This is a genomic window from Paraburkholderia sp. 40, assembly GCF_050434105.1.
GTDB classification, from domain to species: Bacteria; Pseudomonadota; Gammaproteobacteria; order Burkholderiales; family Burkholderiaceae; genus Paraburkholderia; species Paraburkholderia tuberum.
Map to the genome: position 1 here is coordinate 996946 of NZ_JBNPVY010000004.1, position 11834 is coordinate 1008779.

Here is an 11834-nt window from a genome sequence, read left to right on the forward strand (position 1 = left end):
GACAATCAGCCCTCTCTGCGAGGCCTCGTTCGCGAGTCGCTCGCCCCTTCCGATGATTCGCAGGAGCCGGATTTTGCCTGATTTCCATCCCGTCGCGGCGCTGCGTCGGCGCGCACTGATGCCGTTGTGCGTGCTGCTGATGAGCGGCTGCGCGACCTATCACCGCGAGCCGCTCGCGCCGCAGGACACCTCGACGTCCGCGCGATCGCTCGAACGGATCCGCATCGATCCCGCTAGCATGCCGCTGCCCGAACTGGCCGCGCATCGTTTCGATCCCGCCGACGGGCTCGACATCGATGAAGTCGCGATGCTCGCGGTCGCCAACAACCCCGATCTGAAGCTGGCCCGCGACGATCTCGGCATTGCCGGCGCGCAGGCATATTCGGCGGGTCTGCTGCCCGACCCGCAACTGAGCGTGTCGAGCGATTATCCGGGGGCGGCCGGCACCACGCGCGCGTTCAATTATGGCCTCAGCATCGACGTGATGGCGATCGTGCTGCGCAGCGCGAATAAACAGTCCGCCGACGCGACGCTCGCGAAGACCGATCTCGGCCTGCTGTGGCAGGAATGGCAGGTCGTCGCGCAAGCGCGGCAACTGTTCGTGAAGCGCTGCTTCCAGCAGCGCACGCTGCCGCTGTTGCAACAGCAGCGCGAGCTCGCGCGCACGCGCTACGAGCGCATGGCCGCGGCGCGCGCCGCTGGCAATCTGACCGACGATACGCTCACCGCCGCGCTGCTCGCCTACGGCGACGCACGCAAGCAATACACCGATGCCGAGCGCGCGGCCGCGCAAACCCATCACGATCTGAATGCGTTGCTGGGCCTCGCGCCCGACGTGCAATTGCAATTGCAATCGGGCAGCGACGATGACGTCGCGCCGCTCCCCGACGCCACACTCGACTCAGCGCTCGCCGAGCTCGCCCGCCGCCGCCCCGACCTGATCGCGCTGCAGGCAGGCTACGAAGCGCAGGAGCAGAAATATCGCGCGGCGATTCTGAGCCAGTTCCCGAGTCTGTCGGTCGGCTTCGTGCGGGCGCGCGACACGTCGAACATCTACACGAGCGGCTTTCAGGTCAACCTGAGTCTGCCGATCTTCAACCGCAACCAGGGCAATGTCGCGATCGAAAAAGCGACCCGCCAGCGGCTTCGCGACGAGTACCAGACCCGCCTGAACCAGGCGTATGCGGACGTCGCCCGGCTGCGCGAAGACAGCGCGATTCTCGCGCGCCAATTGCAGCAGACCGAAGCCGCGCTGCCCGGCGTCGAGCGCGCCGCGCGCGAAGCCGCGGCGGCCTACGCCGAACACAACCTCGTGCTCGGCGCATACACCGATGCGCAAAGCGCCGCGCTCGCGAAACGCATCGACGTCGCGACGCTGCGCGAAGCGCTCGCCGAACAACGCATCGGCTTGCAGGCGCTGCTCGGCAGCGCGATTCCCGATGCTTTCTCTTCCGCTCAGACTTTCATCGACACTCATGCGAAATAGCCTATTCTCGTCGCGGCATCCGTGGCCGCGCGTTGCGGCCGTCGCCGCGCCGCTCGTTTGCGCGATCCTGCTGTATGCATCGGTCCATCCGGTTCGTGCGGACGACAACGCCGCCAGCGAAGCTCAACCGTCGGTCGCGGTACAGACCGTGCGCGTGCAGCGCGCCGCAATTGCGCAGCCGGTGCGCGGCTTCGGGATCGTCGCGGCCACCGCGTCGAACCTGACGACGATCAACCTGCCCTACGTGTCGCGTATCGTGCAGATGCGCGTGCAGGCGGGCGAGACCGTCAAGCGCGGTACGCCACTCTTCGTCGTGCAGGCCGATCCTGCCGCCGCGCTTGCCGCAACCCAGGCGAGAAGCGCGCTGACGCTCGCGCAAGGCGAACTCGTGCGTACCCGGTCGCTGTACGACAAGGGGCTCGCGACGCAATCGCAGCTCGCCAGCGCGAGCAAGGCCGTCGACGATGCGCGCGAAGCGCTCGCCGCGCAGAATCAGACCGGCATCACGAGTGGCAACAAGGTCGTGACCGCGCCGTTCGACGGCGTGGTGCTGCAGCTATCGGCGGCACAAGGCGACCAGGTGCAGGCCGGCGCGGCGATTCTGCAACTCGCGAGTGGCGCGAGCCGCGACGCGCGCGCAAACGTGACGCTCGGCGTCGAGCCCACCGACGCCGCAACGATCCATCCCGGCGACATCGTCACGCTGCACGGCCTGTCCACGGCACTCGCACAGACGTCGATCGAAGGCCGCGTGGTGCTCGTCGGAGCCGCGATCGATCCGCAATCGCAACTGGTCAACATCGGCGCGACGGTACCGCTCGCGCAGACGCCGTTCATCCCCGGCACGCGCGTTTCTGGCGACATCGCGACCCGCACCGGCACGCACTGGATCGTGCCGCGCGCGGCCGTGCTGCAGGATGGCCAACACGCGTACGTGTTCCAGATCACGCCGCAAAACAAGGCGCGCCGCATCGCGGTGAGCATCGCGGTCGAAAACGGCGAGCGCTACGGCGTCGACGGTCCGCTCGACCCCATGCTCGGCGTCGTGAGCAGCGGCAACTACGAGCTGAAAGACGGCATGGCGGTACGCGCCGGCGGGGATGGCGCGCGATGAACTTCGGTCAATGGATGCAGACGCATCGCCGCTCGCTGCTGTTCGTCATCGCCTTGCTCGCGATAGCCGGCGCGCTGAGCGCATTCCGTCTGCCGATCTCGCTGTTTCCGAACGTCGCGTTTCCGCGCGCGGTCGTGTCGCTCGACGCGGGCGACCGCCCCGCCGAGCAGATGACGACGCTCGTCACAATGCCGGTCGAGGAAGCGCTGCGCCGCGTGCCGAACGTGCGCGACGTCGATTCGAGGACGAGCCGCGGCGCCGCGGAGATCTCGCTGAACTTCGACTGGGGCACCGACATGGCGCAGGCGACGTTGCAGGCGCAGTCGGCGATCGGCGAAATTCTCGCGACGCTGCCGCCCGGCACGACGATGCGGGTGCGGCGCATGGACCCGACCGTGTTTCCGGTGCTCGCGTACAGCCTCACGTCGACGCGGCAGTCGCTATCGGCGCTGCACGATCTCGCGCAGTTCCAGATGCGGCCGCTGCTGTCGTCGGTGGAAGGCGTCGCGCGCGTCGAGGTGACCGGCGGCGCGCAGGACGAGTTCGAAGTCGCGGTCGATCCCGCCCGACTCGCCGCGTACAAGCTGTCGCTCGCCGACGTATCGAAGGCGATCGGCGCGAGCAACGTGCTGATGGCGAACGGCCGCATCGAGGATCACGACAAGCTGTACCTCGTCGTCACGAACTCGACGATCACGCAGCTCGACGAATTGCGCAACGTCGTCGTGTCCGCCAACGGCAATGCGAACGGCGCGCAGATCCGTCTGGGCGACGTCGCGGTGGTGAGCCAGGGCGTGGTGCCGCAATGGATGCGCGTCACCGCCGATGGCCAGGACGCGGTGCTACTGAACGTGTACCAGCAGCCCGGCGCCAACAGTGTCGCGATGGCGCGCGCGATCCGCGCGAAGATCGCGGCATTCGAGCCGCAGATGCCCGCGGGCGTGCATCTGTCGAACTGGTACGACCAGAGCGAACTCGTGATCGCGTCTGCCACCAGCGTGCGCGACGCGATCATGATCGGCATCGTGCTCGCGGCGTTGACGCTGTTCTTCTTCCTGCGCAACTGGAAGATCACCGCGATCGCGGTCGCGCTGGTGCCGGTCGTGATGGCCGCGACGATCCTGCTGCTCGACGTGTTCGGCATGGGCTTCAACATCATGACGCTGGGCGGTATGGCGGCCGCGGTCGGCCTCGTCATCGACGACGCGATCGTGATGATCGAGCACATCGTGCGGCGCATGCGCGAAGCCGGCGCGCGCGCGTTCCACGGCCGCGTGATGGCCGCGGCGCTCGAATTCACGCGGCCGCTCGCGGGTTCGTCAGCGGCGACACTGATCATCTTCGTGCCGCTCGCGTTTCTGTCGGGCGTGACGGGGGCCTTTTTCAAGGCGCTGTCGCTGACGATGGCGAGCGCGCTGTTCATTTCGTTCCTCGTCACATGGCTCGCGGTGCCGATCCTGTGCGACCACTGGCTGAAGCCCAAAGACGCCGAGGAGCACCAGGAAACACGTTTCGCCACGTGGCTGAACCGGCGCTATGCGCTGACGGTCGGGCGCGTGATCGCGCGGCCGCCGCTCGTGCTGCTCGGCGTCGTGCCGTTGATCGTCATCGCGGCGTTCGCGTTCACGCGCGTCGGCAGCGGCTTCATGCCCAGCATGGACGAAGGCGGCTTCGTGCTCGACTATCACACGCAGCCGGGCACCTCGATCACCGAAACGGACCGGCTGATGAAGCAGATCGAGCAGATCGTGCGCGCGAATCCGAACGTCGCGACCTATTCTCGCCGCACCGGCGCGGGTCTCGGCGGCGATCTGAACGAGCCGAACAAGGGCGACTTCTTCGTGCGGCTGAAGTCCGGCAAACGCGAGCCGATCGACGCCGTGATGGAAGAAATCCGCTCGCAAATCGACACGCAGGTGCCGGGCGTCAGCATCGAGCTCGCGCAGCTGATGGAAGACCTGATCGGCGATCTGACCGCGGTGCCGCAACCGGTGCAGATCAAGATCTTCTCCGACGACCCGCACACGCTCGACACGACCGCGCGCAAGGTGGCCGCGCGCATCGGCCAGATTCAGGGCATCGTCGACGTGAACGACGGCATCAATCCCGCCGGCGACGCGATCGAACTGCACATCCTGCCCGCCGCAGCCGCGGCCGAAGGCATGGACCCGCAAGCGATCGCGCAGGCTGTCACCGACATGCTCGAAGGCAATGTCGCGACGCAGTTCCAGAGCGGCCCGAAAACGGTCGGCGTGCGCGTGCGCGTGAACGGCGCGCGCCAGATGACCGATACGCAACTGGGTCAGCTACAGATACGCGCGCCGGACGGACATCTGTTCGCGCTGAAGCGCGTCGCCGATCGCGTGAGCGTCACCGGTCAGCCCGAGATCAGCCGCTCGAATCTGAAGCGGATGGTCGCGGTCACCGCGCGCATCGTCGGGCGCGATCTCGGCTCGACGATCGCCGACGTGCAGAAGGCGCTCGGCGATGCGAACCTGCTGCCGTCGGGCGTCTATTACGAGCTCGGCGGTCTGTACCAGCAACAGCAGATCGCCTTCAAGGGTCTGTTGACCGTGTTCGGCGCCGCGATCGCACTCGTGTTCGGCCTCCTGCTGTTCCTGTACGAGCGCCTGCGCGTCGCGCTCGCGGTGCTGGTGATGCCGCTGCTCGCGGCCGGCGCGGTGTTCATCGGCCTTTGGATCACCGGCATCGAGTTGAACATCTCCGCGATGATGGGCATGACGATGATCATCGGCATCGTGACCGAGGTCGCGATCTTTTATGTGTCGGAATTGCAGGCGCTGGTGCGCGACGACGAGATGCCCTTCGACGACGCGTTGCAGGCCGCCGGCCGCAACCGTCTGCGGCCGATCGCGATGACGACGATCGCCGCGATCCTCGCGCTGTTGCCGCTCGCGTTCGCGCTGGGGCAAGGCTCGGCGATGCAGCAACCGCTCGCGATTGCGATCATTTCGGGACTGATCGTGCAGTTGCCGCTCGTGCTGTTGCTGCTACCGGCGTTGCTGAAGCTGTTGATGAAAAAGCAGCCGGTGTGAGCGTGGCCAAAGTTTTCCGCGTTTCGCGAAGCATGGCGCTACGCAAGCACATCCGCGAACCCGCCGAGCCGCCCCCCAAGCGCGCGGATCGCGGCGGCCACCCGTGGCGACAGCAGCGCCTGCAACTCGTCGGCATGCCGGTAGTCGTGCATGCCGTCGCTCAGCGCGTCGCCGGCCAGCGCCGGATGACAGTAGATTTCGCCGACACCATGCGGCAGATTCGCGAGCGCGGCGAGCCAGGTCGCCTCATCCATGCGCCCGCTCGCCGCGATGCCGACCACGTAATCGTTGTGCGCGATCCCCGCGCGCTCGAGCCGCGTCTTCACGTGCGCGATCCACGGCCGCAGCCACAGCGGCGCGTTCGCTTCGAACGGCAAACGCATCGCCTTCATGCCGTAGTCGCGGCCGATGTCGAGGATCAGGCCAAGCACGGTCGGATGCAGATGAAAATGCTTGTGTGTATTCACGTGGTCGAGCGTAAGGCCGGTCGCGGCGAAGGCTTCGAATTGCGCGCGAATTTCGTGCGCGAGCTGCCGGCGCACGTGCGGCAGAAAAAAGAAGCGCACACCGTCACGCACCATGTTGCTGCCGAAGCGGCCATTCTCGTCGAGCAGCGCGGCGACCTGCTCGCGCGGCGCCAGCGCGGCGCCGTCGGCCAGCACCAGATGCAGGCCCACGCGCAGTTCCGGCAGCATACGCGCGCGCGCGACCGCGTCTTTGGCGGCCGGCGCGCCGACCATCAGACTCGCGGCGCGCAACACACCGTTGCGATGCGCGCGCTCGACCGCGATATTGACGCGCTGATGCAGACCGAAATCGTCGGCGGTGGTGATCAGTCCGCGCGACTGGGCGGGTTTTGCGCTCTCCATCACGTGAGACTGTCCAGCCGGCCGCTGCGCTCGGCGGACGGCGTGCCGAGCTGCATGCGCTCGCCGCGCCAAACGACGTGCGAACCGAACGCGCTGACGAGCCACTGGAGCGCGAGCAGCGTATCGCGCAACGGCACCAGCGGCAGATCGCGCCAGAACGTGCGCGCGCGGCGTGCCGCGCGAAGGTGCAGCAGCAGGCGCGCGCCAACGCAGACCGCGGTGGCCGTCGCGCTCGCGACCATCGCCGCGAAAGGCGCGTGAGCACACGTCGCGAGCGACACGGTCAGCCCCGCGCTCGTCAACAGCCACGGCGTGGGGAACGTGATCAGCAGCGACACGAAGCCCGGCGGATTGACCGAGCGGATCGTGCGCAGCCACCGCGTTTCGCGCTGCCACAGCGCCGCGAAGGTCGGCTCGATCACGTCGGTCGCGACCATCACGCGCGACAGCACCGTTTGCAGACCGAGCGCGCGCACGTGCTCGGCGAGCCAGTAGTCGTCGGCGAGGCAGTTTTTCAGCGCTTCGAAGCCGCCGATGCGCTCCAGCGTCGCGCGCCGCAACGCGAGCGTCGCGCCGAAGCCGAAGCGGCGCGAGCCCATCGCATGGGCGACCCGCACCGAGGGCGCGAACCACTCGTTGATGAACAGCGCACCGACACGCGGCCAGAAGCCGCCGACGCCGCGCGCGACGTACAGGCACGTGACCACGCCGACGTTCGGGTCCGCGAGCGGCGCGGCGACGCTGTCGAGATAGTCCGAGTCGACCGCGATGTCGCTGTCGGCGATCACGATCACGTCGTGGCGCGCGCGTGCCGCCATGTTGATCAGGTTGCTGACTTTCAGATTGCTGCCGTGTACGCGCGTGTCGATTGCAAGCTCGATGTCGCACTTCGGATAGGCGGCCTGCAAACGGCGTACCACCGCGATGGCGGGATCGTGCGGCGACGACACACCCAACACCAGCTGAAAATGCTGATGTCGCTGTTCGCAGAAGGTTCGCAGATTTTCGTAGAGACGCGGCTCGGCGCCGCATAGCGGCTTCAGCACGCTGACACCGACCTGCGCGAACGGCCCGGTTGGACAATCGAGCGAATCCATCAGCGAACGGCTGAGCGCGCGATTGACGGCCCTGCCCCCATGATGGTTCGATTTATGTCGGGCGGTGAAAAACGGCATGGCGAGCGCGGCGGCTACCGTGTAGATCGAAGCGCTAACGCAGGCGGCTAACAGAAGCCATTGACATGCAATCAACGCGTGCGCCGCCATTGTGTGTCGTCCGTGTCCGTCAGTGCTCGGCCAGCACGAAAGGTTGCCCCGTTAGTCGCAGATGAAGCACGACGAGCCACCGGCGCGGACAATTCGCTGCGATCACGGCGGGCCATGCGCCGCGAGCAGCGCGAGTCGCGCAGTCGCGCCGCACCGCGACCTCGAAGGCGACCTCGGCAAATTCGCGCGCGATCACCACGCCGCCGATGATCAGCGCGAGCGCGAACAGCCTGAACGATGCCGAAGCGAAAAAAGCGTCAGAGACCGGCAGTACCGGCAACGCCATGCACAGCAGCGCTTCCGTGCCTGCGGCCGTCAGAGACGCGACTAGCAGATGGGCTCGTAGCATGTCGATGGTGACTCGCTTCATAACGTGCCTCGTGCGCGGCCTTGCGGCCTGACCGGATGCTGGCAATGGGCGGGACTCGTCGAGATCGTCCGTTGACGCCATCGACCAGCATAAAGAATGCCTCGCGGTCGCTCCATCGAAGTCCTTACGATCAGGTTGCGATGGTCTGACGACAACGTGGTCTCACACATGCATTACGATCTGCGACGACCATTTTATAGCGCGTCGATGGTATCGATTCAAGCTGAAGGAAACCTTAAGCACACGCATGGCATGAAGCGGCTAACGAACGGCGTGGTTACACTTCGGAACGCGGCAGATTGTTCGTCTGCATCAATACCGCTTGCATCAAAATGCTCGACGTTATGCAATAAAGCCCCAGAATGGAATATTTGCCTCATGCGCTTACTCCTCGTAGAAGACGACGAACTCATCGGCTGCGGTGTCGAGGCGGGCCTTCGTCAGGCCGGCTTCACCGTCGACTGGGCACGCGACGGCCACAAGGCCGGCCTCGCGCTCGACACGACTCAATATGCCCTGGTGGTACTCGACCTCGGCCTGCCGCGCGTGAGCGGCACGGAACTGCTCAAACGCGTGCGCGACGCCGGCAATGACGTGCCGGTGCTGGTGCTGACCGCAAAAGGCACGGTCGTCGATCGCGTCGGCGGACTCGAAGCGGGCGCCGACGACTATCTCGGCAAGCCGTTCGATCTCACCGAACTGGTGGCGCGGTGCCGCGCGCTGTTGCGCCGCGCACAAGGTCGCAGTATCGATCTGATTCGTTACCAGAATCTGACAGTGAATCCGGCCGCGCAAACGGTGCAGATCGACGAGGCGCGCGTGCCGCTCACGTCGCGCGAATGGGCGATCCTCCTGCAACTGCTGACCAATCTCGGCATTCCTCAGTCGCGCTCGCGGCTCGAAGAAAGCCTGTACGGCTGGCAGGAAGAAATCGAAAGCAATGCGATCGAGGTGCACGTGTCGAACCTGCGCAAGAAGCTCGGCGCAAGCCTGATCAAGACCGTGCGCAACATCGGCTATGTGATGGAGAAAGAATGATCGGTCCGTCGATTCGACGGCGCCTCGTGCTGCTCGTGCTCGCCAGCATCGCGATCGTATGGGGCGGTGCGCTCGTGTCGAGCTACCGGCAGGCGAGCCACGAAGTCGCCGCGTGGGAACGAGCGCGTCTCGCCGAACTCGCGCAGATGCTCGCGCTGCTCGATTCGACCAATCTGATGACGCTCGCCAATGCGCGCATCGACGTGCGCGAAGAAGAGAGAGGCGGTGAGGCCGGCGCGAGCGATCTCGACGACGACGACACGCTGCCGCGCGACGCCCTCTTCCAGGTGCGCGCGGCCAACGGCGCCATTCTGGCGGGCAGCCCGCAACTGCATGCGCTCGCCGCGTGGGATTTGCCGTTGCCGCCCGCGAGCGGCGCGCAGGACGTCACGCTGGGCGGTCGGCTCTATCACTCGTTCACGTTGCGCGAAACGGCGCTCGGTCACTGCGTGCGTGTGTTCGAACTGGCCAACACCCGCAGCGACCTGGTGAGCGGTGTCGCGAGCCGCATCGCGCGGCCCACGCTGATCGCGCTGCCAGTGCTCGCGGTGCTCGTGTGGCTCAGCATCGGCTGGAGTCTCGCGCCGCTGAAGGTGTTGTCGGCCGCGATCCGTTCGCGCGACATCAACCGCATGGAACCGGTCGGCATCGGCCGCACGCCGCTCGAGGTGCGCCCGCTCGTCGACGCGATCAACCAGATGCTGGCGCGTCTGCACCATGCGCGCGAGCTCGAGCGCGCCTTCACCGCCGATGCCGCGCACGAACTGAAGACGCCGCTCGCCGCGATCAAGGTACAGGCGCAGGTCGCGCTCGCCGAGCCCGACATCGCGCTGCAGCGGCTCGCGATGGAGCGCGTCGTGCAAGGCGTCGATCGCAGCGCGCGGCTCGCCGAGCAACTGCTGCTGCTCGCGCGGCTCGACGTGCAGGAGAAGCTGCCCACCGAGCCGCTGAGGCCGGCGGCGATCGCGAAAGATACGCTGCTCGCGAACAGGCGCAATGCGCAACAGAAGCACATCAATGTGATGCTGGTCGGCGACATGCTCGCCGAGATCGACGCGGAGCCCGTGCTGATCGGCATCCTGCTCGACAATCTGCTCGATAACGCGATCAAGTACGGACGCTCGGGCGGCAATGTCGAAGTGGCGGTGCGCCGTGCCGACGAGCAGGTGCAGCTGATCGTGCGCGACGACGGCCCCGGCGTCGCGCCGGACGATCTCGCGCGGCTCACGAACCGCTTTTTCCGCGCTACCGGCAATCAGGCGACCGGCAGCGGGCTCGGTTTGTCGATCGTTGCGCGGATCGCCGAGCATTTCGGCGCGAGTCTGCAGCTAGGCGCCGGGATCGGGGACCAGGGGCTTGCGGTGCGGGTGTCGTTTCCGGCCTATCGCGCGACGCGCTGAAGGCGCGCGCCAATCGTTCAGCGCCGCTCGCCGCCCCGGTTCGCGTCAGCGACGCCCGAACGCTGCTTGGCCAGTTCGGCGCGCACGCCGTGCGGCGCGGCATGCGGCCGCGCGCTGCCGGACGCCTCGAACAGCTGCCACGCGATCAGGCCCGGCACGAATATCAGCAGATCGCGAATTCGCCGCGCGGCCGCGAGCGCGAGACTGGTGGCGGGGTCGAGTCCCAGTGCGCCGCCAATCAGTACGAAAGCGCCCTCCTGCACGCCGAGACCGCCCGGCACGAAAAACGCGGCGCTGCTGACCGCCTGGATCAGCGATTCGATCACGATCGCCTCGACGAGCGTCACGCGTGCGCCGAGGAAATACAGCGCGAGCCAGATTTCGAGCGAGGTGAGCACGCATTGCAGCGGCTGCCAGAAGAACAGATAGCGCAGCACGACCGCGCGGCGGCGCCAGATCACCTTGATCGACTGATCGATCTGCGCGGACTGGCCGACCAGCGCGGTTAGCTTGCCGCTCGTCACGCGGTTCGCCACGCGCGTGATTCGCTCGAACGGATTGGCATGCTGGACGAGCCCGAACAGCAACAGCACCGGCGTCAACGCGACCACGCCCCACGCGAGCTGCCCGGCGAGCCGCAGCGCGCCCGATTGCGCATTGGCGAACAGAAAACCAATCCCGACCATCGTGAACATCAGCTGGCTGATCACGGTCAGCTGCATGTCGACGATGGTGCTGGCCACCGCTGTCGACGGCCTGACGCCCCAGCGCTTGAACATACGGAACGACACGAGTTCGCCGCCGATCCGCGCGACCGGCAGCATGCAGTTGACCGATTCGCGCACCCACACCAGATGAAGCATCCTGCCGAAGCTGGGGCGGTTCGCGCCGCGAATCAGCGAGCGCCAGTCGCACGCGTTGGCGATCATTGGCAGCACATGCGCGAGCGCGGCCACCACGAGGCCCGCGCCAGCCGCGCGCAACGCGCTGAGCACCGCGCGCGGATCTTCGCGCCAGACGAGCCACAAAGAGATCAGCAAACCCGCGAGCGCAGCCGCGCGGCCCAGATGCTTCATCATGCGGGCACCTCGCACACGACCTCGATATACGTCGTGCGCCGCACGCCGCCTGCCACGGCATGCGTTGCCGTGCGCGCCGCCGCCGGTGTCGCCGGGGCGCTGCCGTGCGTCTCCAGGGCGCTCCCGTTTCGCCCGCTCGAAACTTCTTCGTTCATTG

General features: G+C 66.8%; 10 protein-coding genes. 5 read left to right on the forward strand and 5 right to left on the reverse strand.

Annotated elements, in window-relative coordinates:
* Positions 1-73 precede the first annotated feature (73 nt).
* The 3 genes from OKW28_RS26240 to OKW28_RS26250 are packed head-to-tail and all read left to right on the forward strand — an operon-like array spanning position 74 to position 5656.
* The gene (locus tag OKW28_RS26240; RefSeq protein ID WP_429450089.1) at positions 74-1486 is read left to right on the forward strand and encodes a TolC family protein; all 1413 of its coding nucleotides are present in this window, start codon (positions 74-76) and stop codon (positions 1484-1486) included.
* Positions 1476-2600, forward strand: coding sequence for an efflux RND transporter periplasmic adaptor subunit (locus OKW28_RS26245; protein ID WP_429450091.1), 1125 nt, complete (start codon positions 1476-1478; stop codon positions 2598-2600). Before OKW28_RS26240 ends, OKW28_RS26245 begins: the two co-directional genes overlap by 11 nt.
* Positions 2597-5656 carry an efflux RND transporter permease subunit gene (locus OKW28_RS26250; RefSeq protein ID WP_429450093.1) on the forward strand — a complete coding sequence of 1020 codons (3060 nt, stop codon included), beginning with the start codon at positions 2597-2599 and terminating at the stop codon, positions 5654-5656. The genes OKW28_RS26245 and OKW28_RS26250 overlap by 4 nt, the downstream gene beginning before the upstream one ends.
* A gap of 38 nt (positions 5657-5694) precedes the next feature.
* Here OKW28_RS26250 and hpnK read toward each other — a convergent pair whose 3' ends face one another.
* Genes hpnK through OKW28_RS26265 form a run of 3 tightly spaced genes read right to left on the reverse strand, consistent with a single transcriptional unit; the run spans position 5695 to position 8160 of the window.
* Complete coding sequence (hpnK, locus tag OKW28_RS26255; RefSeq protein ID WP_429450095.1) at positions 5695-6525, reverse strand: hopanoid biosynthesis-associated protein HpnK; 831 nt, start codon at positions 6523-6525, stop codon at positions 5695-5697.
* Positions 6525-7790, reverse strand: a complete 1266-nt coding sequence (hpnI, locus tag OKW28_RS26260; protein WP_429450097.1) for a bacteriohopanetetrol glucosamine biosynthesis glycosyltransferase HpnI — start codon at positions 7788-7790, stop codon at positions 6525-6527. The genes hpnK and hpnI overlap by 1 nt, the downstream gene beginning before the upstream one ends.
* Positions 7791-7809: 19 nt before the next feature.
* Complete coding sequence (locus tag OKW28_RS26265) at positions 7810-8160, reverse strand: hypothetical protein (RefSeq protein ID WP_184043340.1); 351 nt, start codon at positions 8158-8160, stop codon at positions 7810-7812.
* Between the two features lie 378 nt (positions 8161-8538).
* On the opposite strand from OKW28_RS26265, the gene OKW28_RS26270 reads away from it, so the two are divergent.
* Positions 8539-9198, forward strand: a complete 660-nt coding sequence (locus tag OKW28_RS26270) for a response regulator (protein ID WP_090805227.1) — start codon at positions 8539-8541, stop codon at positions 9196-9198.
* Positions 9195-10598 (forward strand): ATP-binding protein, encoded by a 1404-nt coding sequence (locus OKW28_RS26275; RefSeq protein ID WP_429450099.1) that lies wholly within the window; start codon positions 9195-9197, stop codon positions 10596-10598. Before OKW28_RS26270 ends, OKW28_RS26275 begins: the two co-directional genes overlap by 4 nt.
* Before the next feature lie 17 nt (positions 10599-10615).
* On the opposite strand, the gene OKW28_RS26280 is transcribed toward OKW28_RS26275, so the two are convergent.
* Both OKW28_RS26280 and OKW28_RS26285 read right to left on the reverse strand, forming a co-directional pair.
* The gene (locus OKW28_RS26280) at positions 10616-11677 is read right to left on the reverse strand and encodes a lysylphosphatidylglycerol synthase domain-containing protein (protein WP_429450101.1); all 1062 of its coding nucleotides are present in this window, start codon (positions 11675-11677) and stop codon (positions 10616-10618) included.
* Complete coding sequence (locus tag OKW28_RS26285; RefSeq protein WP_429450103.1) at positions 11674-11832, reverse strand: hypothetical protein; 159 nt, start codon at positions 11830-11832, stop codon at positions 11674-11676. Before OKW28_RS26285 ends, OKW28_RS26280 begins: the two co-directional genes overlap by 4 nt.
* Positions 11833-11834: the final 2 nt, after the last annotated feature.

Bases quoted from the DNA above. Each gene is read 5' to 3' on its own strand.
- hpnI (WP_429450097.1), bottom strand. From the start codon at position 7,790: ATGGCGGCGCACGCGTTGATTGCATGTCAATGGCTTCTGTTAGCCGCC.
- OKW28_RS26275 (WP_429450099.1), top strand. From the start codon at position 9,195: ATGATCGGTCCGTCGATTCGACGGCGCCTCGTGCTGCTCGTGCTCGCC.
- OKW28_RS26265 (WP_184043340.1), bottom strand. From the start codon at position 8,160: ATGAAGCGAGTCACCATCGACATGCTACGAGCCCATCTGCTAGTCGCG.
- OKW28_RS26280 (WP_429450101.1), bottom strand. From the start codon at position 11,677: ATGATGAAGCATCTGGGCCGCGCGGCTGCGCTCGCGGGTTTGCTGATC.
- OKW28_RS26285 (WP_429450103.1), bottom strand. From the start codon at position 11,832: ATGAACGAAGAAGTTTCGAGCGGGCGAAACGGGAGCGCCCTGGAGACG.
- OKW28_RS26250 (WP_429450093.1), top strand. From the start codon at position 2,597: ATGAACTTCGGTCAATGGATGCAGACGCATCGCCGCTCGCTGCTGTTC.
- OKW28_RS26270 (WP_090805227.1), top strand. From the start codon at position 8,539: ATGCGCTTACTCCTCGTAGAAGACGACGAACTCATCGGCTGCGGTGTC.
- hpnK (WP_429450095.1), bottom strand. From the start codon at position 6,525: ATGGAGAGCGCAAAACCCGCCCAGTCGCGCGGACTGATCACCACCGCC.
- OKW28_RS26245 (WP_429450091.1), top strand. From the start codon at position 1,476: ATGCGAAATAGCCTATTCTCGTCGCGGCATCCGTGGCCGCGCGTTGCG.